The organism is Pseudochrobactrum mosebachae (assembly GCF_048914685.1).
Lineage (GTDB): Bacteria > Pseudomonadota > Alphaproteobacteria > Rhizobiales > Rhizobiaceae > Pseudochrobactrum.
In genome coordinates, this window is record NZ_CP128408.1 from 854197 (window position 1) to 876506 (window position 22310).

A 22310-nucleotide genomic window follows, 5' to 3' on the forward strand; every position below is an offset into this window, starting at 1 on the left:
TTGGCCCCTAAGGAAGATTAAACGCGGCCGGTCTGACCGCGATGTCGCAGATAATGATCGGCAATAGCGCAGGCCAGCATAGCTTCACCAATCGGCACAGCACGAATACCGACACACGGATCATGCCGTCCTTTGGTCATTACATCCACTTCCTTGCTATCCACATCAATGGAGCGGCGCGGTGTCAAAATTGATGAGGTCGGCTTAACTGCAAAACGCGCAACAATCGGCGCGCCGGTCGCAATACCACCAAGAATACCACCGGCATGATTGGACAAGAAAACCGGATTACCGTCCGCATCAATGCGCATTTCATCGGCATTTTGTTCGCCGGTCAGCGTCGCAGCTTCAAAGCCATTACCGATTTCAACACCTTTAACCGCAGGAATCGACATCAGATTGGAAGCAATATCCTGATCAAGCTTGGCATAAAGCGGCGCGCCAATACCGGCAGGCACCCCTTCTGCAACCACTTCAATTACAGCGCCAATCGAAGAGCCGCTTTTGCGAATACCATCCAGATAGTCTGCAAACAGCTCGACAGATCCTGCATCAGGCGTAAAAAACGGATTGGTATCGACTGTTGCCCAATCCCAGCGGGCGCGGTCAATTTTATGTACACCCATCGCAACCAAAGCACCGCGAATGGTCAGGCCCGGCACAATCTTACGCGCAATTGCACCAGCGGCAACGCGTGCTGCGGTTTCACGCGCAGAAGAGCGTCCGCCGCCGCGATAATCGCGCAAGCCATATTTCACATCATAGGCATAATCTGCATGACCCGGGCGATATTGACGAGCAATCTCGCCATAATCCTTCGAGCGCTGATCGGTGTTTTCAATCATCATTGAAATCGGAGTACCGGTTGTGGTCATCACACCGTTTTCATCGGTCAAAACACCGGACAGCACGCGCACCTGATCAGGCTCGCGGCGCTGTGTCGTGTATTTTGACTGGCCCGGCTTGCGCTTATCGAGATAGACCTGAATTTCAGCTTCCGTAAACTGGATACCCGGAGGGCAGCCATCAATGACACAGCCCAGTGCAGGACCATGGCTCTCGCCCCATGTGGTCACACGAAAAAGATGGCCAAAGCTGTTATGCGACATAGAAAACCCCAAAATTGAACCGGCGTGGCACGGCTCTTATAATTTCATTTCGTGCAATGTTTCTATTCAGCTTTTAGGCTGTGGTCAAACCACACGAAAGCCTGTTATGAAAAAAGCATAGTTTCCGAGAAAAACCTCGTCAAAAACATTCAAACTTGCCCGAACGCGTTTCGCAAAAAGCAGAATTTTAACGCTTACAAGCCGTTCAAATGCCATAATTAACCGGCAGATTTTACTCAGATTACCACAAAGGATTTCTTATGCGCATTCTGGCTGTCCTCACGCTGCTAATGGCACCGTTCTTTGCTGGCACTGCTCTGGCTGACGATGCCGAAGGCAAAATTACCAGCATCAATGAAGATGCAGAATCTATTACGCTCGACAATGGTAAAGAATACCGCCTGCCGGGCGAGTTTGATTATAGCGCCATTGAAAAAGGCATGAAGGTTATTGTGACTTTTGATCTGGTCGATAATATTCGCTATATTAGCAATATTGACGAAGACGACGGAGAGTAAAACTCTCTGTCAGCAATAAAAAAGCGCCGGTTAAGGCGCTTTTTTATTGCAAATATTCTGATCAAACCCACTCAAGGCGGTTGTTTTCAAGCTTCAAGAGCTTGTCCTGCGGCACAGAAAGATGCGCGGCATCATGGCCGCTCACGCCTTCAATCAGGTAAAATAATGTGCGGATACAACCACCATGGGTTACGCAAACTGTTTTGCCCTGCACAGTCTTCAGCCATTTGGCAATACGCTGCGAGAGAATTTGATAGCTCTCCGCATGTTCACCCGGCGGTACGAATGTCCATTTATCATCTTCGCGCTGCTTGAGAAGTCCGGCGCCGCCGACACCGACAGATTCGAACTCCTCCATCATATGACCTTGCCAGTCGCCGAAATGCACTTCCATCAATAAAGGGTCAGTACGGTAGGCCAACGGATCAAGTCCCATACGGGTGCGGATACGTTCCATGGTCTCGCGGGTTCGGCGCAAAGGACTGGCGACAAAGTCGAAGCCCTCTGCAGTGCCGATCAGAGATTTCAGCATATCACCATTGCGATCTGCCTGTGTGCGGCCATGGGCATTGATATCAATGTCCATCTGGCCCTGCACACGCTGCGATACATTCCAGTCAGTCTCGCCATGACGCGAGAAGTAAATGATATCCCGTGTCATTTGGCGATCCTTAATCTTTGACGACCGAAATATCCGGCGCATCAACAGCTTTCATACCAATCGTATGATAGCCGCTATCCACATGATGTACCTCACCGGTCACTGAGCGCGACAGATCGGACAAGAAATACAAGCCTGAATCACCCACTTCATCAATGGTAACAGTACGGCGCAATGGTGCGTTATACTCGTTCCATTTCAAAATATAGCGGAAGTCGCCGATGCCGGACGCAGCCAATGTCTTGATCGGACCAGCGGAAATCGCATTAACGCGAATATTCTGAGGGCCAAGATCAACAGCCAGATATTTAACGCTGGCTTCAAGTGCGGCCTTGGCAACACCCATAACATTATAGTTCGGCATTACTTTTTCTGCACCATAATAGGTGAGTGTCAGCATGGAACCGCCGTCATTCATCAGCTTCTCTGCGCGGCGTGCCAGCGCTGTGAAGGAGTAAACGGAAATCAGCATTGTATTGGTAAAATTAGCAGCTGACGTATCAAGATAACGGCCAGTCAGCTCATCCTTATCGGAGAAGCCAATAGCATGGACGAGAAAGTCCAGCTTGCCCCATTTTTCTTCGATCAGTGCAAAAACAGCATCCATGGAAGCGTCGTCAGTCACATCACAATGACCGCATACCAACGCATCCAGTTCAGCCGCCAACGGCTCAACGCGCTTCTTCATCGCTTCGCCCTGATAGGTTAAAGCAATTTCCGCACCAGCTTCCCGTGCAGCTTTGGCAATACCCCAGGCGATAGAACGATTATTGGCCAATCCCAGGATCAGCCCGCGTTTGCCCTGCAATAAACCGGATTTGGTGGTCATGCACCATACCTCATAAAAAACTTAATCTGAACAGTTGCCTATCGCACAGCACGGCCTCACCTTCAAGCAAAGACAGAAAAAATTATCCGTCATCCCTTGAAAACAGCCTTTTTAATGCAGTTAACATTTTGCTGTTTCTAATATGTAACGATTTCAACCAACACAATAGATCAAAGAGCCCAGGCTGAAAACTACCTGCGCCTCTTATTAAGAACCGATATATTTTGCTGCTTTCGCAGGTTTGCTCTCATTTGTTATTTACGCATCTAACTTGCGCTCAATTTTCTCATTATACTGCAGCAATGCTATAATGCGCATCTTGATCCAAAAACAGTTGCACACTTTTTGGGATGCGCTGTTGAACGTTTTCATCAAAGCAGAAAACGCTCAACAGGTTTGTTTGAACGCGCACCTTGGTCCAAAAACCGTTGCACACTTTTTGGGATGCGCTGTTGAACATTTCCATCAAAGCAGAAAACGCTCAACAGGTTTGTTTGAACGCGCATCTTGATCCAAAAACCGTTTCACACTTTTTGGGATGCGCTTATCCCGCACGCGAACGTAGCAATGATTCGAGTTCTTCGTCACCATTTTCCGGCAGCATAATGCGAATATGTACGAATAAATCACCGGCATCACCGGTTTTATTCGGCAAACCCTTCCCCTTCAAGCGCAGTGTTTTATCCGAACTCGACCATGCAGGGATGCGCATTGCCACCCGTCCATCCAATGTTTCAACCTCGGTGCGACCACCCAAAACTGCATCACTCAGCGGCACCGGAAGATCGAGATGCAAATCACGCCCCTCCTGACGGAAACGCGGATGTTTTTTAATATTGATTGTTACCAGCGCATCGCCGTCTACGGCTCCCGGAATACTCTCGCCCTGACCCTTGAGACGAATGGTCTGACCATCCTCAACATATTTGGGCAGTTTGATTGAGAGCTTCTTACCATTCGGAAAGATCGCCTCAACTTTTTCAGATCCGGCAGCCTGCTCCAGCGATACCGAGATCGAGGCCTTCAAATCCGGTGCTTTTGCAGGTGCACGGCTCCGCGCCCGGCCACCGGCATTGAAGCCGCCCCCGAAAATACTGCTGAGAATATCTTCAGCGCCGTCAAAGCCGCTTTGCTGAAAACCACCTTGATGCCCGCCAGATTGCCCCCTGCGGAAGCCTGCAAACGGATCTCCGCCCTGAGCGCCGCCCTGCCCGCCAAAACCCTGATAGGCAGGTTTGCCTTCAGCATCAATTTCGCCACGATCAAACTGGCCACGTTTATCTTTGTCACCAACGATTTCGTAAGCCTGATTGATCTCGGCAAATTTTCCCTGCGCCGTAGGGTCGTCCTGATTTTGGTCAGGATGAAACTTTTTTGCAAGCTTACGGAAAGCTGATTTTATTTCTTCTGGCTTCGCCGTTTTGGCGACGCCCAATACGCTGTAGGGATCGCGCATAGTATTCCTTCATAGCTGTGGTGCCGATAACTATCGGGAATCACCTGTCATTAATCACACTCATACCGCATCCCGCAGCATTTGCCCCGATTATAAGCGCACTGCGCATGCTGCTGCTGCACATAGAACAATATTGCACTGAAATAATGGGTAACTGGCAAAATACGGTCTATCTTACCATGCAATATGCGCATGGTTACGCGTCTTTTCCAGAAGGTTCGCTATAATATTGTGCTGTAAATTGCATTATAGCAATCAAAAATACAACCAGAGCGCGCATACAGATAGTGTATTTTAGAGCTGCGCAAAAGAAGTCAGCGCCCAGTTACCACCCTCAGCCATACAGGCCTGCCCGCGATAGAGCGCTGCACCGTCAAAAGCCTCCCGTGAGGTTTCAAACTCGCGGCACAGCCCTGCGGCGTTTTTAGTTTCAGCAACTGTGGTGATGGTGCCCTGACTGCCAGTATCTGCATTCGCCCAAGGAATAGGTGTTTTGCCCCATTGGGTAAAATTCAAGGCAGACACGACATTACGGATAGTATTCTGATCCGATAATTTGCTGCTATCGGGCGTTGTCTGCACTGCCTTACTCACAGAACCGGTAATATTGGTGGTATCCGGCGCTGCTTTTTCAAGATCAAAACCCGACATCGCACAACCTGCAACCATCGAGACCAGACCAAACACCATCAAAGCCCGGCAGACAACACCCTGTGCACTGCGTGGCAAGCGGTGCTCCTGAGTGACGGCAACTGGCTGTGTGTCTGGTTTTGTAACGGGCAAATGATCATCCTGGCAGGCGGCGGAGCGTTGTTATGACAACGACGCTCCGGTCGTTATTGTTAAGCAGTATTTATTATTGGCAAAATCGGGTTAACAAGCGGTAAGTTCAGAAGGTAAACAAAACACCAATCCACGTCAAAGATTTCCGCATCGTTGTAAACAGTGATCTACTGATCTGTGCCCGGATCAAGTTTGGATCAAGCTTGAATCATACTCAGATCAGGCCTCGATTATGCCTGAGTGTGAAATACGCTAAAACTTCCAGCTCAGATCACCGCGAATACCATGTGCCTTAAGCGCTGACGAAATTTGTCCGTTATAAGAAAGTCCGACGCTTAATTGTCTGGCCATCGTCAGCGCAAATCCTGCTTCAGCAACAAAAGCATCCCGCGAGAATCCTGCCCCTTCGATTGAAAAACCAGCAACATCAACTCCTTTTGAGGCGGTAAAAGCCAGTCTGGTATCAGGTGAAACATCACCGAAACCATGCTGCCAGCCCGCCATACCACGCAGTGTCAGCTGCATATCAGCCGAAACCTCGTGATGTGTCTGCGCCCGCAGACCCAGAACAGAGAAAATATTATCATTGTGGCCGGTTTGTGAAATGAGCCCCGCGGCACCATTTTCATCGATAGAACCTGTACGCAAATTGACATAGCTCAGATTTGCAAAAGGCTCGAAGGTGACTTGATTATAATTTTGAGCATAATTGAGCTCACCAAAAACCTGCGTTGCACCGCTGTTATAATCTGCGGATGCGGTACCAAGCGGGGTTATGCGCGTGGTCGAGATGGAGTGCCATGTATGTGCAGCGCCAAACCGCAAAGCCAGCCTATCAAACTGCCGGCCCGCATAAGCGGCAAGGGTATAATTATCGGCAGTGGCTGATGAAAGGCGCGCATCAGCTTCAAGCGTTGTTTTACCATAGCCGGCAGCAAAACCTGCCTGCCATGCATCATCAGGTTCACCCTCAATACCAGCGTAAATGCCACCTGACCGGTGCGTTGTCTTTGCGGTATCCGCAGCCCCTGCGAGGTGCCCCCATGAGCCATAGGCCTGTCCCCAGATAACCGGTGATAATGTGCTCGCGGGCTGCGCTTTCATCTCACGAAAACGGCCAGCAATTGCCTGTCTTACAAAGCGACTTTCATCAAGAAGTGCCGATTTAAGCCCTGAATGAATTTCACCTGATAGCAAATCATAAGCATTGCGTGCCTGCTGTGTATTGGATTCAACAATCAGGTCATAAATATCCAAAGCCGCAGCGGTGGGTAGAGCGCGTGTGGCGGCAGTATTGGCAAGGCTCTCAATACCGGCAGCAACCGAGCGCTGATTATGGCTTGTACCAATATCAGCAAAGGCAAGATCATTTCTGCTAACATCGAGATAGGCATTACCGCTATCATAACCAAGACCAAAATCCAGAAATGCATACTCCTCAGCAATATTATCGAATGTGCCAGTGAGAGCGCCGGATGTCAGGATTGTATGACGAGTATCTCCGCGATAGCCGCCAGCGACAAGAGACGCGGAAACTGTGCCACCTTCAAGATCAGCAGTACCGGAAATGTCAACGCGACTTGTGCCATTAACGGCGCCGACTTTAACCTCCATCACCGCAGCTGCCGCTTGGTGATAATCTCCGGCTATCGTCAGGGCGCCGCCCTGCTCTCCCCAGCCACCATAAATCGTGCCTGAATTGTCAATATTGCCATAGACCGTGCCCCTGCCGGCAAATGTCCCGTGCTGTGTGACCGACAGATCTGAAGTAAGGCTGCCTGCCAAGGCCAAGATGCCGTCATTAACAACGGTTTTGCCTGTATAGGTGCTATCGCCGAACAGTGTCAGAATACCGGTGCCGGATTTAACCAGACCTCCGGCACCGGTAATATTGTTAAACCACAGGCTTTCACTGTCATTAATTTTGGCATGGAAGTTACCCCAGTCAAATTTACCCGGCCCTAACACAGCAGCAGAGGCATTCAGCACGCCATATCCATAGATTTCATCCACGCCTACAGCGCCGATATCATGTGCAGTTCCGAGCAGAACCTGCCGCACCTGATCCATAGTCATATAAGGAAACATCTGTTTCACCAGCGCCGCAACGCCTGCAACATGAGGGGCGGCAAATGAAGTGCCATTGACCATCTGATAGCCGCCATTGCCTTGAACGCTAACAACATCATAAGCCGGCGCAGTCAGGCACCAGTTTTTGGCAACACCACATTGATTGGCATATTCATAATCATAACCCGTCACGGCCAGCCAACCGCGCTCCAGCTCGGGTACCAGATAGGGCATACTCGCTTGTATATGCGGTTGGGAGACACCGTCATTTCCGGTTGCCCAGATCAGCAGGGTATCGTTGTCAACGGCGTATTCGAAAGCTGTAATAGCCGTCCCAAATTGCTCAAATATAAATTCCGGCGGATAACGCGTAATGTCATTCGCCATGCCATAACTATTATTAATAATATGCACATCACGTGCGACCAGCCCGTAAATACCGGCAACGGTGGCATTCAAATCAACTTGCCCACCGCCGATATCAACATTAACCGGAACAATGGTGGCGCCGGGTGCCACGCCATGCATGCCTTGGCCATCTCTGTTGGCAGCAATAACCCCTGCAACGGCTGAACCATGGGTGCCAGAATTGACATCAATATACCAAGGTTTATCCGGCAGAACCGTAACGCCCTCTTCATATCTGCCGATAAATTCAGGGTGATTAACTGCAAAGCCGGTATCAATCACACCAACTTTAACGCCACTGCCATCCGCCCCCATTGCATAAGCATAGTCAGCGCCGATAAATCCGAGCCAGTATTGCCTGTTAAATTCCGCTGTGCGCCATGTTGCGGGGTCAGCCGGATCGCCACTGCTGATAGAGGTGGTTGCTTGCGCAAAAGCAGCGCCGCTAAAGCACGTGCTTATCAGCAAACCGGCGATAATTGTTTTACGGCAACTGATGGCTGGCATTTCTATTTCTCCCCCAAGCCAAAATGCTTAAACGCCATAAAACATCGCCGCAAGACAACTATAAATTCATTTTTACTATTATTTCTTCATGTATCTGAAAAACTACACTTAGCAGAGGCTTTTACTTTATCCGGATTTATTATCCGACCTGAAATCTATGGACTTATCGCGTAAGGCGGGGATAAAGTGTCATCAATTCTGTGGATATGCCAGTTACTATGCCAGTGACTATTTTGGTATAACGGCATTAAACCAATATCCGGCAGCCCCTGCTGTTGTGTTGCCGAGCGAATGAAAAGATAGAAAATGAACACTATAAGCGATGATTTTACTGCATCCACCGAACCTTTCCGCCTGTTTGCGGAATGGCACAAAGATGCAGAAAGATCTGAACCCAATGACCCGAATGCCTTGGCATTGGCCACAGTGGATGACACCGGCATGCCGAATGTGCGTATGGTACTGCTGAAAGACTTTGATGAGCAGGGCTTTGTCTTTTACACCAATTACGAAAGCCAGAAGGGGCGCGAGATTTTATCCGCAGAAAAAGCCGCAATGTGCTTTCACTGGAAGTCTCTGCGTCGCCAGATCCGTGTTCGCGGCCCGGTAGAACAAGTGAGCGCCGCAGAAGCGGATGAGTATTTTCAATCCCGTCCGCGCGGCAGTCGCATCGGCGCATGGGCATCCAAACAATCCCGCCCGCTTGAAAGCCGCTTCGCGCTGGAAAAGGCTGTGGCTGAATATACTGCCCGTTTTACAATCGGTGAAATACCGCGCCCGCCACATTGGTCCGGTTTTCGTATCAAACCGACTTATATCGAATTCTGGCACGACCGCCCGTTCCGCTTGCATGACCGTTTGATATTCAAACGCGACACCCCACAGGACCAGTGGGTTACAGAAAAATTCTATCCTTAAGCTCAAAACGAAAAAGCCGCTCACATGAGCGGCTTTTTTGAGTATATCGCGAAAAGGGCGAAGCGGTTTTCGAAGTAAGATCCACACAAGAGAAATCAACAAAACGCTTGTTCTGCACTCATCAGACCAGTGGTTTGAACACCACCCAAAGCGCACCAAAAACCAGTCCGGCAAAAATCAGCCAGCCGACAATATTATTGGAGCGGAACAGTCGCAAACATTGTTCCGGATTATCAATATCGAGCACCATGATCTGGCGGTTCAGATGCACACCGGCTGCCAGCAAGCCCGCCAAAGCAGGCATTGGCACTTCAGCCACAGCAAAAGCGCCAGCGAAACATAGTAATGCCCCGCCATAAAGCGCCATCAGCGCGATTCTGGTTTTCGAGCCGAACAGCCGCGCTGTTGAACGCACACCGACCAGCGCATCATCTTCTTTGTCCTGATGCGCATAAATCGTGTCATAACCGATTGTCCACAGGATCGAGCCGATATAGAGCAGCACCGGCGCCAGCGCCAGCGAGCCGGTTTCAGCCGACCATGCCACCAATGCCCCCCAAGAGAAAGCCAGCCCCAGCACCAGCTGCGGCCAGTCGGTAATACGTTTCATAAACGGATAGGCGGCAACAATAATCAGCGAGGCAAAGCTCAGAGCAACCGTAAACCAGTTGAATTGCAGGACAACAACAAGACCAACCAGACATTGCAGCACCAGAAATATTTTCGCCTGATTGCGCGTAACCTGACCGGATGGCAGCGGGCGCGAGCGGGTGCGCGCCACCTGATCGTCAATATCCTGATCAGCCAGATCATTATAGGTACAACCCGCACCACGCATCGCGATCGCGCCGATGGTAAACAGCAGCAAATGCCACACTGACGGCAAAACGCTCCACACATTATCGCCGACCTTGGCACCGGCACTGGCCACCAAGGCTGCCGACCACAGGCAAGGCCAGAGCAGCAACTGCCAGCCGATCGGGCGATCCCAACGGGCGAGCTGCGCATAAGGCCACAGACGTCTGGGTAAAACATTATAAACCCAATGGCCGGAAGGCGCGTCCATGACCTTGCCCATTTTGCCGCGCGTTTGAACCTGAACCATCTTATAAAATTCCCTCCATCTATGCATTTTTAAAAAAGAACACTCGATTTTAAAGCGCATAGATTACGTATTCTGGAAAATGAAACGACTGTCTTACAAAATCTTGTTATGTTCAGCATCATCGCGCTGTGCTGCGAAATGCCAGTATTCGTGTCGCATTGTCGCTGTCGCCAAATGAAAACATTTGGCTGCGAAATGCTCTAGGAAAATCTCTATCGATTTCGTAAAGAAGGGGCAAGCCTTATGCCAAATCCTGCAATGGAGAAAAGCCTGTGACAACCTCCCCTTCAGAAGCTCTTAAAGTCCTGTTGATCGGCTCCGGTGGCCGCGAACACGCCCTTGCGTGGAAACTTGCCGCCTCTCCCCTGCTTGGCACTCTCTATTGCACCCCCGGCAATCCCGGCATTGCAGATTACGCCACACTGATCGATATCGATATTGAAGACCATGATGCCGTGATTGCGTTCTCGCACAGTTTTGAAATCGATCTCGTGGTTATCGGCCCTGAAGCGCCATTGGTCGACGGTCTGGTTGATGCCCTGAAAGCTGCCAATATCAAAGCCTTCGGCCCGACACAGGCTGCTGCCCAGCTTGAAGGCTCCAAAGGCTTCACCAAAGATCTCTGCGCCCGCTTCAATATTCCGACCGGTGCGTATGGCCGCTTTAATAATGCCCCGAAAGCCAAAGCCTATATTCGTGCGCAAGGTGCGCCGATTGTTGTTAAAGCCGATGGTTTGGCCGCAGGCAAAGGCGTGGTGGTTGCCATGACTTTGGATGAAGCCCTTGAAGCTGTCGATGCCTGTTTTGAAGGCCAGTTCGGTGATGCCGGTACTGAAGTGGTGGTGGAAGCATTTCTGGATGGTGAAGAAGCCAGCTTTTTCTGTATTTGTGACGGGGTAACTGCGCTTCCCTTTGGATCTGCGCAGGATCACAAGCGTGTTGGCGACGGTGATACGGGCGCCAATACCGGCGGCATGGGCGCTTATTCACCCGCACCGGTGATGGATGAGGGTATGGTTGAGCGCACAATGCGCGAACTGATTGAGCCCACCATGCGCGGCATGGCTGAGATAGGAGCGCCCTTTACAGGCGTGCTGTTTGCCGGTCTGATGATTACCAAAGACGGCCCGCAACTGATTGAATATAACACCCGCTTTGGTGATCCTGAATGTCAGGTGCTAATGTCACGCCTTAAAGATGATCTGCTGGTGATTATGCTTGCCACCGTCAATGGCATGCTGGATCAGATTTCAGTGCGCTGGAGCAATGAAGCCGCCCTCACCGTGGTGATGGCCGCAGACGGTTATCCTGCAAGCCCGCGCAAAGGCACAGTTATCAAAGGCGTGGAAGATGCCGAAGCTTTGCAAGCCGTCAATATATTCCATGCCAGCACCATCCATAAAGACGGCGAGTTACTGGCCAATGGCGGCCGTGTTTTGAATGTGACCGCAACCGGCAGCACTGTGACACAGGCGCAGGCCAGAGCCTATGAGGCGGTTTCCAAAATCAAATGGGTTGGCGGTTTCTGCCGTAATGATATTGGCTGGCGCGCGGTAGAGCGTGAAAAAGCCGACCAATAATTAGGGCTAGAGCGGGTAACGTTCAGGTTGGATCACAGCGTTCGCTCTAGATTCTAGATTTATCGCATTGTCATACCTATCACGTTGATTCAACTTGATAGTGAAATGCTCTCATAATCACCGGATCATAAATAACAAAAACCCGCTATTGCGCATCATCGCAACAGCGGGTTTTTTCTTACTTTTTGATATTGGAGTGATTATTGACGTTTACGTAATAAGCCGATACCAATTATGCTTCGAACACAACTGCGGCTGCATCCGCTTTATTGCGATGTGCCAAATGGAGGAAGCAGATGTATCGCGCGCCAATGAATGCCATTCAGCACGTGCTCAATCAGGTTGCAGATCTGCCTGCATTGTTAAACACCGAGCTGTTTGCAGAACTGTCACCGGATATTGTTGAAGCTATTTTACAGGAAGCGGCCAAATTCAGCGAAAGCCGGATTACCCCGCTGCGCACCACCGGCGACAAGCAGGGCGCAACACTGAAAGATGCGCAGGTTACCACGGCTGATGGCTGGAAAGACCTGTATAAAGACTGGACAGATGGCGGCTGGAATGCCCTGACCGGCGACCCGGCTTATGGCGGGCAAGGTCTGCCAACTTTGCTGGCGGTTGCGGTCGCAGAGATGTGGAATTCCGGATCACTGGGCTTTGCCATTGCCTCAACCCTGACCATGGGTGCGGTTGAGGCGCTGGAACATCATGCCAGCGATGAATTGAAAAATATCTATCTTGAAGAACTGATTTCCGGTCAATGGGCCGGTACTATGAACCTTACTGAGCCGCAGGCCGGCTCTGATCTTGGTGCCTTGCGTGCACGCGCAGAGCGGGCACAAGACGGTAGCTACCGGATTTTCGGCACCAAAATTTTCATCACCTATGGCGAGCATGACCTGACGGATAATATTGTGCATCTGGTGCTGGCGCGTTTGCCCGATGCGCCAGCTGGCACCAAAGGTATTTCATTATTTCTCGTGCCTAAATTTCTGGTCAATGATGACGGTTCACTTGGCGCACGCAATGATGTGTTCTGCTCCGGCCTTGAAGAAAAGCTCGGCCTGCATGCCTCACCGACCTGCACTATGATTTATGGTGACGGCTTTGGCGATACAGGCGAAACAGGTGCAATTGGCTATCTGATCGGTGAAGAGCATAAGGGGCTGGCCTGCATGTTCACAATGATGAACAATGCCCGCCTGCTGGTTGGCATTCAGGGCGTGGCCATTGCCGAAGCTGCCTTTCAAAAAGCACTGTCCTATGCGCAGGATCGTCGTCAAGGTCGGGCGCTTGCGGGCGTCAAGGGTGCAGATATGAGCCCGATCATTGCTCACCCTGATGTACAGCGCATGCTACTGACAATGAAAGCGCTGACCCAAGCCGCGCGCGCAATTTGCTATTGCTGTGCACAAGCGCTGGATATGGCGAAGGCAGATCACTCGAAAGCCACATACTGGGCAAACCGCGCCAGCCTGCTGACACCGCTTGCCAAAGCATTTTCAACCGATATCGGCGTGGATGTTGCCTCACTCGGCATTCAGGTGCATGGCGGCATGGGGTATATTGAAGAAACCGGTGCCGCCCAATTGCTGCGCGATGCCCGCATACTGCCGATTTATGAAGGTACCAATGGTATACAAGCCATTGATCTGGTGATGCGTAAATTACCTCTGGAGAACGGCCAGCATATTGACGGACTTTTGAATGAATTGCGCGCTGTGATTGCCGAGGCGCAACGATCCGATACTTTAAGTGCATTTGCCCCGCATCTGAGTGCCGCGCTCGATCATACCGAACAGGCTACCCGTTTTCTTTTACAGCATCTTTCAGAAGGCGACAATCAAACGGTCCTTTGCGGTGCCACACCCTATTTACGCCTGCTATCGCTGGTCACTGGCGGCGTTTATCTGGCAAAAGCCGGCCTAGCGGACGATAAGAGTGCCGCTTTAGCCGGTTTTTTCATTGAGAATATTCTGAGTGAAGCGGAAGGGCTGAAGCAGACAATCCTCAACGGCTCCGCCAGTCTCAACCATGCCGCAACTCTTTTGCAGGATAATTAATATGAGCGAATTTATTCAGGTCGAATGCCAGGGCGCTGTACAGATTATCCGCCTTAACCGGCCCGCTAAGAAAAACGCCCTCACCCGCGATATGTATCAGGCAATTGCGCAGGCTCTTAAAGCTGGCGACACTGATGACAACATCCGCGTCAATGTTATTTTCGGCCAGCCCGGCGCATTTTCTGCCGGTAATGATATGCAGGATTTTATGAATGCTGCGCTGTCGCATGGCAGTCTTGGCGCTGAAATCATTGATTTTCTGCATATATTGGCACAAACGCGCAAGCCGCTGATCTCCGGCGTTGACGGGCTGGCGATTGGTGTCGGCACCACGCTTAATCTGCATTGTGACCTGACCTTTGCCACACCACGATCTGTTTTTCACACCCCTTTTGTTGATCTTGGGTTGATACCGGAGGCTGGCTCCAGCCTGTTAGGACCCAAGATTATGGGCTATCAGCGTGCCTTTGCTTTGCTGGCAATGGGCGAAGCCTTCAGTGCCGAACAGGCGCGTGAGGCCGGTCTTGTGTATCAAATTGTTGCGGAAGATGCTCTGGAAGCAGAGGTGCTTAATACCGCGCAGAAACTGGCGCATCGCCCGCCGGTTGCCCTGCAACTGACCCGTGATCTGCTACGCGGTGCAGATGAGCCACTCATCAACCGGATTGATCGTGAAGCGCTGATTTTTGCAGAGCGCCTTAAATCGGCAGAGACCGCGCAGGCCGTGGGTGCCTTTCTCTCGCGCAAAAAATCATAAAATGCAAAAGACCGTATGCCCCTTCAAGCATACGGTCTTTTGCATGTTCTGTGACTGGAGATCACATTTTAAATTCTCGAGCGCGATGATTTCGCGGCTCTTATACCCGCGCGATGATTTCGCGGCTTTTATACTCGCGCGATGATTTCGCGGCCGGCAATCTTCAATGTCACACCCAGCGAGCCGGTTTTGCGGCGTGCCAGAAAGCGCGGGCGACGGCGGCGATGTTCCTGCCCCTGACGGCGCTCTGTGCTGGCTGATGTATTGACGCCACCCATACTGTCATAAAGCGGACGTGCCACACCATCAGCTTCAACCAGCATCATCGGCAGCTTGTAGGCATTCGCCCATGCATGCCAATCAGCAGCAACATCATCCAGATCATGCGCAACCAGCAGCGGCACCGACATTTGCGGGTCTTCGTGCATCAGCTCCAGTGTCACAGTGATCAGACCGTTTTCATCTTCAACTGCACGGGCTGTTATGCCCAGAAACACATGTGCCGGCAAAGCCACCGACATTGGCAAGCCGCTGGAGGGCAGAACACGTCGCAACACTGCGCCACGTTCATTGATTGTGAATGTAACATCTTCCTGCTCACCCGTTGAAGCGTAAGATACGCTCTGGGGGAACTGGAATGGATCAAGCCGGATTTCCCTGCTCGCCCAAACTGGTTTGTCCTGTCGCTCCAGCATCTGGTTCATCATCATTCACGCCCTGTTTGCTTCTGAGAACCGCTGTTGTTGTTTTATGTCCGGTTCTTCTTATCGATCGAGCCTTGTGGCTTCGTTGGATTTAAGAATAGCGCATGCAAATCACCAATCTGCTTAAACGACACGGTTAATGGATGTGTCTTTGTTGTAATGGTTTACAAGTTCCAACCAGCAAGCAGAGAGCAGTAAGGTTTTGGCAACTGCGGTAAACAGCATTTAACCGCGCCAAATCAGACAATATTTATAATTTTTAACAAGAGCTAAACAACAAGTGCCAGTTTATCGTAGCGCACAACAGTTTCAGCCCTCTCAAGCGCTTAAGTCTGAAGATAGTCTGAAAATTACAAGATTTTAGCAACGTCCTGTTAACGCTGACGGCTCAGATGTTAAACCCGCATTAAACACGATTTTTCGAATATAAATCTTTTGCTAACTGCGTTTTTGCACTGCATAGCACCAATATTTACCAGTCGTTGACGATGACCGGTGGGTAAACTTGTCATTCTTAATAATTACGCCGCCGCTTCTTAACGAAACGGCGGCGTAAGTTTAAACTTTCAAGTGCAGCAAGTGTCAGAATGATCGCATTTTACAACAGCTTGCCGGGGTTCATAATATTGTTAGGGTCAAAAGCTTTTTTGATCCGGCGCATCAGATCCAGCGCCAGCGGCTGTTTAAAAGCCTGCAATTCATCACGCTTCAACGCACCGATGCCATGTTCAGCAGAAATCGAACCATTATAGCGCATAACCAGCGTGTGGATGCGGTGGTTAAGCTCATGCCACATCGACAAATAGGTCTGCTTATCCATACCGACCGGCTGCGAAACATTATAATGCAGATTGCCATCGCCAATATGGCCAAAGCAAACCACACGTGCAGCAGGGATCATCGCCTCTACCACTGCTGCCGCCTCGGTTATGAAGTCAGGGATTACCGCGACCGGCACCGAAATGTCATGCTTGATTGATCCGCCTTCCGGCTTTTGTGCCGGTGACATTTCCTCACGCATTTTCCAGAACATATCAGCCTGCGCACCATTTTGGGCAATAGCTGCGTCCTGCACATATCCGGCTTCAAAACCCTGCCCCAGAATATCCTCCATCATCGCCAGAGCATCTGCCTCCGAGCGAGAAGACGAAAGTTCAATCAGCGCGTACCACGGATAAGCACTTTCCAGCGGATCACGCAGGCCTTCAATATTTTTCAGCGTAAACTCAACACCAATCCGCGGCATCAACTCAAAACCTGTCAGTGCCATACCTGCCTGATCGGCAGCCAGCTTAAACAATTGCACCACATCATGCACAGTTTGCAGGCCCGCATAGGCAACAGATTTGCCTTTTGGTTGCGGATAGATTTTTAAAACTGCGGCTGTGATCACGCCGAGCGTGCCCTCTGCGCCAACAAACAGGTCACGCAGATCATAGCCGGTATTGTCTTTTTTAACGGTGCGCAGATCATTAAGTACCTCGCCATCGGGCAAAACCACCTCAAGACCAAGACACAGCTCGCGCATATTGCCATAGGCCAGCACGCCCGTACCACCTGCATTGGATGAAAGATTGCCGCCAATCTGGCATGAGCCTTCTGCACCCAGCGACAGCGGAAACAAACGCCCTACATCACTAACCGCCTGTTGCAGGTTTTGCAGCACAACTCCCGCCTCAACAGTGACCAAATTGCCGGTTGTATCCATTGCGCGGATTTTATTGAGCCGCGTCAGTGACAAGACAATTGCACGCCCGCTTTCATCCGGCTGCTGAGCACCAACCAGACCGGTATTGCCACCCTGCGGCACCACAGGCGTGGCAGTTTCATTGGCCAGCCTCAGGATTGCAGACACTTCTTCAACTGTTGAGGGGCGCAACACCAAAGCGGCGCGGCCAAAAAACAACTCGCGCGGCTCCCGCAGATAAGACAGCTGATCTTCAGGCTGGTGAAAAGCGTTGCTGTCTCCGACAATCGCCGTGAACCGCGCCATCAGTTCTGCAGACATCACCGCAGCTTCGCTCATTTTCATCATTCCCTCAGTTTATTCAGCTAATCGCACTATGCCAGCATGTTAAATTTATCCAGCATATATATTTTATAATGAGCGTTGTGCTGCCGCCCCATACCTTATCAAGAGCGCGGCGCAGCCGCGCGTGACAGACGATCATTGATCGCCTCGCCCAAACCATGATGCGGCACCGGCTCCACAGCAATTGTTGCAGCGCCTGCCGCATCGAGCTGTTTCATATAATCGAATAAATGCACCGCTGCCTCATGCAAGTCACCGGAAGGGCTCAAATTCAGCACCATCACCGCGCGTTCCGCATGATTGGCACGATCAAAGCCGAAAGCCAGTAAAGCCTCGCCCTCGCGTACTTCTTCACTATTAAGACGCATCGCAGCATTTGGTGCATAATGCGAGGCCAGCATACCCGGTGCCTGAATAGCCGCGCGCTGATCTAGACGCAGCAATGGCTGCCCGATAAAGGCTTCAATATCTTCCGCGGCCAAGCCGCCGGGGCGCAACAGATAGGCCTTTTCACCTTCAATTTTAACGATTGTGGATTCCAGCCCCACCACGCAAGCGCCGCCATCAACAATCAGCTCCACCTTGTCACCAAGATCATCCTGCACAGCCTGTGCAGAGGTGGCACTGATGCGGCCGGAACTATTGGCGCTCGGGGCTGCAAGCGGGCTATCCAGCATCGCAATAATCTCACGCACCGGTCCGCATGGCATGCGCACAGCAAGCGTTGTCAGCCCTGCCGTTACCAGCGGATGAATGGCTGCCCCCTCACGTAGCGGCAAAACCAAAGTCAGGGGGCCGGGCCAAAATTTCTCTGCAAGTTTGCGCGACAATGTATCGAACTGCACATAGCGCTCCGCCATTTCCAGACTTGCCATATGCGCGATCAGCGGATTGAAATGCGGGCGGCCTTTGGCAGAAAAAATACCGGCAACCGCACTGCCATTGCCGGCATCTGCAGCGAGCCCGTAAACAGTTTCAGTCGGCAGTGCAACAAGGCTGCCATTTTTCAGATGCTGTGCAGCAATCTGCAAGGCGGAAGGCTCTGTGCTGATTATCTGCGCCATACCGTTATTCTCCTGCATGATACGCCCACAGGCGCATTCGCTTATTTAAACGAAAAACCCCGCCGAAGCGATTCTGCGGCAGGGTTTTATCAATCAGTGCCAATACTATCAGCGTTTCTTTTTCGCACGTCCTGCGAAAGGATTATCCGATGTGCGCAAGGAAAGACGAATAGGCACACCCGGCATATCAAAAGTTTCACGCAGACCATTGATCAGATAACGCACATAGGATTGCGGCATCGAATCCGGACGGGAGCATGACACCATGAAGCCCGGCGGACGCGCCTTGACCTGCGTCATATATTTGATTTTCAGGCGACGACCTGAAACTGCCGGCGGCGGATGGTGGGCAAGAACGCCTTCCAGCCAGCGGTTGAGGCGACCGGTCGAAATACGTGAATTCCAGATACGATGGGTAAGTTCAACACTTTCCATCAGCTTTTCAATGCCCTGTCCGGTTTCACCCGAAATCGGCACTGCACGGATACCACGCACCTGCGGCAGCAAGCGTTCGGTTTTTTCACGCAGATCAGCCAGCAATGCCTGACGATCTTCAATCAGATCCCATTTATTGAAAGCGATGAGCGGCGCGCGTCCTTCACGGATAATCAGATCGATAATCTGCAAATCCTGTTTTTCAAAAGGAATGGTCGCATCAAGAACAATGATAACAACTTCCGCAAAGCGAATAGCACGCAGGCCATCAGCCACGGAGAGCTTTTCAAGCTTTTCCTGTACGCGCGATTTGCGGCGTAGACCGGCTGTATCAAACAATTTCACTTCACGACCGCGCCATTCCCATTCAACGGAAATGGAATCGCGGGTAATGCCGGCTTCAGGGCCCGTCAGAAGACGATCCTGTCCAAGCATTGTATTGATCAGCGTGGATTTACCGGCATTCGGGCGGCCAACAATGGCAATGCGCAAAGGCTTGGTATCATCATAATCAGGGATGACTTCATCTTCTTCATCACTGACATCTTCACCAACCAGCTCGCCGATTGTTTCAGGCGTGAATGCTTCTGCTGCTTCTTCCTCAGCAAATGCCCGTTCTTTACCGATCACTTCAACAATCGCATCACGCAGATCCGGCAGACCCTGACCATGCTCCGCAGAAATCGGGCAAGGCTCACCAAGACCCAAGCGATAGGCATCATAAAGACCGGCTTCTGAACCGCGGGCTTCAGCCTTATTGGCAACCAGAATAATCGGCTTGCTGAATTTGCGCACAAATTGTGCAAATTCGATATCTGTCGGTGTTAAACCGGCCTTGGCATCGATAACGAACAGTACGGCATCAGCCTCATCAATAGCGGCCTCCGTTTGTGCGCGCATACGGCCTTCCAGCGTGCTCGCTTCAGCAATTTCCAGACCAGCTGTATCAATGACCTTAAAATACAGATCATACAGCTTGCCTTCATGCATACGGCGGTCACGGGTCACGCCCGGCGTGTCATCGACCAGCGCCAGCTTGCGCCCGACAATACGGTTAAACAGTGTGGACTTGCCGACATTCGGTCGTCCGATAATTGCAAGTGTAAAGCTCATTCAGCTTATTTTTCCGTTTATAGAGCGGGTTTCCGCAGACAACCGCTCTAATGAGAGTTTTACGCAATTCCGAACCCAAAACCGGTTCCCAATCTTGCTGGAATTGCCTTGCATTTACGAAAGACCGCCAAGCAGCACTCCGTAAATACTATAATTTAGTACAAGATATCCTCTCCCGTGAGAGTGGCTATCTCAGTCATTCAAAGCAAAATGCCTTAGCTCTTTGCAGCAGTTTCAGAGCTGCGCATCAGATCAAGCATGGTAGTGGCGCGCTGACGAAGATTAGCCGGAATGGCTGCATCATCAGCATTTTGCTGAAACAATTTAACCGCATCATCACGGCGGCCAGCTTTATAAGCTGCCAGTCCCAGCACTTCACGGGCAGAGCCGCGCATCGGATTACCGTCTGCGCTCAGCGTTTCTGCACGCTTGGCAACATCATCATAGCTGCCGGTATCAACCAGAATATAGGCCGCACGCAGCTTGGCAATATCACGCAATGCGACCGGTGATTTGCTATCGGCAGCCACCGCGTCAAAAGCCGCAACAGCACCGGCTGCGTCGTTTTTCTGCTCCAGCAGTGTTGCTGAACGCAGCTGCGCCAGCACAGGATAAGAGCCTGCGCCTTCGGTTTTCAGCGCTTCCAGTGCTTTCAGAGCCTCATCATTCTTGTTCTGGGATGCCAGATCAAGAGATGCCAGAAACTGGTCGCCGGAAACGGCAGCGCGGCTCTCACGCCAATATTCATAACCGACATAACCTGCAGTACCGATGACAACCGCCACTGCGCCACCAATAAGGATCGGCCCGAAGCGGCGCCATATAGCGCGCATCTGTTCAGAGCGGAGTTCTTCATTCACTTCGCGGATAAAGCTGTCGTCTGTCATGGATACCCTGTGATAAACCTGTAACCGTTATCTGATGCGATTATATATAATTGAGTGTACACAACTTCCAATTATAAAACCACTTATCCGGCTTTTAGTCGGAATCGGCAACAGATGGTAGTCCCCATTGTTGATTCCTGCATAATTCCTTAATTCAAGCTGATTTTTGCTCATAATTAGTACTGGCAATGCCCGTTCTTTGCCATATTTCAGCCCTATGCACTGTTTCTCTGCCTTTTCATCAAGCCTTATTTGCGAGCATCCGTTTTTATGCACCAGCCTTTTATCACCGGTTTAATGTTTTCCCTGTGCCTTATAACAAGCGTGCAGGCTATGCCGGATGATACAACCCCGCAAAAACCGGAAACTGAGAACAGCCAGCCCAAACAGGTCGTGATCATCTCGTTTGACGGCGCACATGATAACAAACTCTGGGAGCGCAGCCGCCTGTTAGGCAAACAGACCGGTGCCCATTTCACCTATTTTCTATCTTGCGTATTTTATATGGAGCGCTCTGACCGCGCCCAATACCAGCCGCCGCGCATGAAGGCCGGCCGATCCAATGTCGGCTTTGCGCAGGATAAAGCTGAAATTACCGCGCGGCTTGATAATGTCTGGAAAGCGCATCTTGAAGGCCATGAAATTGCCAGCCATGGTTGCGGCCATTTTGATGGTAAAAACTGGACAGTCAAAGAATGGGCGCAGGAAATTCAGTCTTTCCGCAATATTGTAGGCAATGCATGGAGCGCCAATAAGATTGATGGTGAGCCGGATGGCTGGAAAGATCTGGTTTATAACAAGATCACCGGATTTCGCGCGCCCTATCTTTCCGATGACCGTCCAGTGCAGACCGCACTGCGTGAAAGCGGTTTTGCCTATCAGGCAAGCGGCGTCACATCAGGGCCAGAATTGCCCAAATATATTGCCGGTTTAAAAAGCTTTGGCCTGCCACTGATACCTGAAGGCCCAGCCAACAGACCGGTTATAGCGATGGATTATAATCTTTATGTTCGCCATTCCGGCGGCAAAGAAAAGCCGGAGCAGGCCGCCGCGTTTGAAAAGCGCAGTTATGATGCGTTTATGAATGCCTTTAACAAGCAATATCAGGGACAACGTATTCCGCTGCAACTGGGTTTTCATTTTGTGCTGATGAATAATGGCGCCTATTGGAATGCGCTGGAGCGCTTTGCCCGTGATGTGTGCAAACGCGATGATGTGCGCTGTGTCAGCTATCAGGATTATCTGTCAGAACCGGAGCTCAATAAAAGACACGCCGCGCTTTAACAGCTGCGGCGCATCATGATGCCTTCG

19 protein-coding genes are annotated in these 22310 nt (G+C 51.0%); 7 read left to right on the forward strand and 12 right to left on the reverse strand.

Features of this window, described 5'->3' with window-relative positions; translation table 11 throughout:
* Positions 1 to 17: 17 nt before the first annotated feature.
* Positions 18 to 1109 (reverse strand): chorismate synthase, encoded by a 1092-nt coding sequence (gene aroC, locus MP213Fo_RS03985; RefSeq protein WP_421090381.1) that lies wholly within the window; start codon positions 1107 to 1109, stop codon positions 18 to 20.
* A 260-nt stretch (positions 1110 to 1369) separates the two neighbouring features.
* Between aroC and MP213Fo_RS03990 the strand changes: the two genes are divergently transcribed.
* Positions 1370 to 1627, forward strand: coding sequence for a DUF1344 domain-containing protein (locus MP213Fo_RS03990; RefSeq protein WP_421090382.1), 258 nt, complete (start codon positions 1370 to 1372; stop codon positions 1625 to 1627).
* A gap of 61 nt (positions 1628 to 1688) precedes the next feature.
* On the opposite strand, the gene MP213Fo_RS03995 is transcribed toward MP213Fo_RS03990, so the two are convergent.
* Positions 1689 to 2288, reverse strand: a complete 600-nt coding sequence (locus tag MP213Fo_RS03995; protein WP_421090383.1) for a histidine phosphatase family protein — start codon at positions 2286 to 2288, stop codon at positions 1689 to 1691.
* A 10-nt stretch (positions 2289 to 2298) separates the two neighbouring features.
* Positions 2299 to 3117, reverse strand: coding sequence for an enoyl-ACP reductase FabI (gene fabI, locus MP213Fo_RS04000; RefSeq protein WP_421090384.1), 819 nt, complete (start codon positions 3115 to 3117; stop codon positions 2299 to 2301).
* Positions 3118 to 3427: 310 nt separating this feature from the next.
* On the opposite strand from fabI, the gene MP213Fo_RS04005 reads away from it, so the two are divergent.
* Positions 3428 to 3628, forward strand: a complete 201-nt coding sequence (locus tag MP213Fo_RS04005) for a hypothetical protein (RefSeq protein ID WP_421090385.1) — start codon at positions 3428 to 3430, stop codon at positions 3626 to 3628.
* Positions 3629 to 3661: 33 nt separating this feature from the next.
* Here MP213Fo_RS04005 and MP213Fo_RS04010 read toward each other — a convergent pair whose 3' ends face one another.
* From MP213Fo_RS04010 to MP213Fo_RS04020, 3 genes are all read right to left on the reverse strand, one after another.
* A complete protein-coding gene (locus MP213Fo_RS04010; protein WP_421090386.1) occupies positions 3662 to 4573 on the reverse strand; it encodes a DnaJ C-terminal domain-containing protein in 912 nt (303 codons plus the stop codon).
* A gap of 294 nt (positions 4574 to 4867) precedes the next feature.
* Complete coding sequence (locus tag MP213Fo_RS04015; protein WP_421091005.1) at positions 4868 to 5263, reverse strand: RT0821/Lpp0805 family surface protein; 396 nt, start codon at positions 5261 to 5263, stop codon at positions 4868 to 4870.
* Positions 5264 to 5608: 345 nt separating this feature from the next.
* Positions 5609 to 8341 (reverse strand): autotransporter domain-containing protein, encoded by a 2733-nt coding sequence (locus MP213Fo_RS04020; protein ID WP_421090387.1) that lies wholly within the window; start codon positions 8339 to 8341, stop codon positions 5609 to 5611.
* A gap of 306 nt (positions 8342 to 8647) precedes the next feature.
* On the opposite strand from MP213Fo_RS04020, the gene pdxH reads away from it, so the two are divergent.
* Positions 8648 to 9259, forward strand: coding sequence for a pyridoxamine 5'-phosphate oxidase (gene pdxH / locus MP213Fo_RS04025; protein WP_421090388.1), 612 nt, complete (start codon positions 8648 to 8650; stop codon positions 9257 to 9259).
* A 121-nt stretch (positions 9260 to 9380) separates the two neighbouring features.
* Here the strand turns inward: pdxH and ubiA are convergent, their stop codons facing one another.
* Positions 9381 to 10364 carry a 4-hydroxybenzoate octaprenyltransferase gene (gene ubiA / locus MP213Fo_RS04030; RefSeq protein ID WP_421090389.1) on the reverse strand — a complete coding sequence of 328 codons (984 nt, stop codon included), beginning with the start codon at positions 10362 to 10364 and terminating at the stop codon, positions 9381 to 9383.
* Positions 10365 to 10636: 272 nt separating this feature from the next.
* Between ubiA and purD the strand changes: the two genes are divergently transcribed.
* The 3 genes from purD (at position 10637) to MP213Fo_RS04045 (ending at position 14764) form a co-directional block, all read left to right on the forward strand.
* The gene (purD, locus tag MP213Fo_RS04035) at positions 10637 to 11944 is read left to right on the forward strand and encodes a phosphoribosylamine--glycine ligase (protein ID WP_421090390.1); all 1308 of its coding nucleotides are present in this window, start codon (positions 10637 to 10639) and stop codon (positions 11942 to 11944) included.
* A 296-nt stretch (positions 11945 to 12240) separates the two neighbouring features.
* The gene (locus MP213Fo_RS04040; protein WP_421090391.1) at positions 12241 to 14007 is read left to right on the forward strand and encodes an acyl-CoA dehydrogenase; all 1767 of its coding nucleotides are present in this window, start codon (positions 12241 to 12243) and stop codon (positions 14005 to 14007) included.
* Position 14008: 1 nt separating this feature from the next.
* A complete protein-coding gene (locus MP213Fo_RS04045) occupies positions 14009 to 14764 on the forward strand; it encodes a crotonase/enoyl-CoA hydratase family protein (protein WP_421090392.1) in 756 nt (251 codons plus the stop codon).
* Between the two features lie 128 nt (positions 14765 to 14892).
* On the opposite strand, the gene MP213Fo_RS04050 is transcribed toward MP213Fo_RS04045, so the two are convergent.
* The 5 genes from MP213Fo_RS04050 to MP213Fo_RS04070 form a co-directional block, all read right to left on the reverse strand.
* A complete protein-coding gene (locus tag MP213Fo_RS04050) occupies positions 14893 to 15459 on the reverse strand; it encodes a DUF6101 family protein (protein ID WP_421091006.1) in 567 nt (188 codons plus the stop codon).
* 607 nt (positions 15460 to 16066) lie between these two features.
* Positions 16067 to 17476, reverse strand: coding sequence for an FAD-binding oxidoreductase (locus MP213Fo_RS04055; protein ID WP_421091007.1), 1410 nt, complete (start codon positions 17474 to 17476; stop codon positions 16067 to 16069).
* A 125-nt stretch (positions 17477 to 17601) separates the two neighbouring features.
* Complete coding sequence (locus MP213Fo_RS04060) at positions 17602 to 18564, reverse strand: L-threonylcarbamoyladenylate synthase (protein WP_421090393.1); 963 nt, start codon at positions 18562 to 18564, stop codon at positions 17602 to 17604.
* 108 nt (positions 18565 to 18672) lie between these two features.
* On the reverse strand, positions 18673 to 20112 hold the full coding sequence (gene der / locus MP213Fo_RS04065) for a ribosome biogenesis GTPase Der (RefSeq protein WP_421090394.1): 1440 nt from the start codon (positions 20110 to 20112) through the stop codon (positions 18673 to 18675).
* Between the two features lie 215 nt (positions 20113 to 20327).
* Positions 20328 to 20999 (reverse strand): tetratricopeptide repeat protein, encoded by a 672-nt coding sequence (locus tag MP213Fo_RS04070; RefSeq protein ID WP_421090395.1) that lies wholly within the window; start codon positions 20997 to 20999, stop codon positions 20328 to 20330.
* Positions 21000 to 21332: 333 nt separating this feature from the next.
* Between MP213Fo_RS04070 and MP213Fo_RS04075 the strand changes: the two genes are divergently transcribed.
* Complete coding sequence (locus tag MP213Fo_RS04075; RefSeq protein ID WP_421090396.1) at positions 21333 to 22283, forward strand: polysaccharide deacetylase; 951 nt, start codon at positions 21333 to 21335, stop codon at positions 22281 to 22283.
* Positions 22284 to 22310 lie beyond the last annotated feature (27 nt).

What these genes read in the sequence shown, in the direction of transcription:
- aroC (WP_421090381.1), bottom strand. Translation starts at nt 1,109, where the DNA reads ATGTCGCATAACAGCTTTGGCCATCTTTTTCGTGTGACCACATGGGGC.
- MP213Fo_RS03990 (WP_421090382.1), top strand. Translation starts at nt 1,370, where the DNA reads ATGCGCATTCTGGCTGTCCTCACGCTGCTAATGGCACCGTTCTTTGCT.
- MP213Fo_RS03995 (WP_421090383.1), bottom strand. Translation starts at nt 2,288, where the DNA reads ATGACACGGGATATCATTTACTTCTCGCGTCATGGCGAGACTGACTGG.
- fabI (WP_421090384.1), bottom strand. Translation starts at nt 3,117, where the DNA reads ATGACCACCAAATCCGGTTTATTGCAGGGCAAACGCGGGCTGATCCTG.
- MP213Fo_RS04005 (WP_421090385.1), top strand. Translation starts at nt 3,428, where the DNA reads ATGCGCATCTTGATCCAAAAACAGTTGCACACTTTTTGGGATGCGCTG.
- MP213Fo_RS04010 (WP_421090386.1), bottom strand. Translation starts at nt 4,573, where the DNA reads ATGCGCGATCCCTACAGCGTATTGGGCGTCGCCAAAACGGCGAAGCCA.
- MP213Fo_RS04015 (WP_421091005.1), bottom strand. Translation starts at nt 5,263, where the DNA reads ATGGTGTTTGGTCTGGTCTCGATGGTTGCAGGTTGTGCGATGTCGGGT.
- MP213Fo_RS04020 (WP_421090387.1), bottom strand. Translation starts at nt 8,341, where the DNA reads ATGCCAGCCATCAGTTGCCGTAAAACAATTATCGCCGGTTTGCTGATA.
- pdxH (WP_421090388.1), top strand. Translation starts at nt 8,648, where the DNA reads ATGAACACTATAAGCGATGATTTTACTGCATCCACCGAACCTTTCCGC.
- ubiA (WP_421090389.1), bottom strand. Translation starts at nt 10,364, where the DNA reads ATGGTTCAGGTTCAAACGCGCGGCAAAATGGGCAAGGTCATGGACGCG.
- MP213Fo_RS04040 (WP_421090391.1), top strand. Translation starts at nt 12,241, where the DNA reads ATGTATCGCGCGCCAATGAATGCCATTCAGCACGTGCTCAATCAGGTT.
- MP213Fo_RS04045 (WP_421090392.1), top strand. Translation starts at nt 14,009, where the DNA reads ATGAGCGAATTTATTCAGGTCGAATGCCAGGGCGCTGTACAGATTATC.
- MP213Fo_RS04050 (WP_421091006.1), bottom strand. Translation starts at nt 15,459, where the DNA reads ATGCTGGAGCGACAGGACAAACCAGTTTGGGCGAGCAGGGAAATCCGG.
- MP213Fo_RS04055 (WP_421091007.1), bottom strand. Translation starts at nt 17,476, where the DNA reads ATGTCTGCAGAACTGATGGCGCGGTTCACGGCGATTGTCGGAGACAGC.
- MP213Fo_RS04060 (WP_421090393.1), bottom strand. Translation starts at nt 18,564, where the DNA reads ATGGCGCAGATAATCAGCACAGAGCCTTCCGCCTTGCAGATTGCTGCA.
- der (WP_421090394.1), bottom strand. Translation starts at nt 20,112, where the DNA reads ATGAGCTTTACACTTGCAATTATCGGACGACCGAATGTCGGCAAGTCC.
- MP213Fo_RS04070 (WP_421090395.1), bottom strand. Translation starts at nt 20,999, where the DNA reads ATGACAGACGACAGCTTTATCCGCGAAGTGAATGAAGAACTCCGCTCT.
- MP213Fo_RS04075 (WP_421090396.1), top strand. Translation starts at nt 21,333, where the DNA reads ATGCCGGATGATACAACCCCGCAAAAACCGGAAACTGAGAACAGCCAG.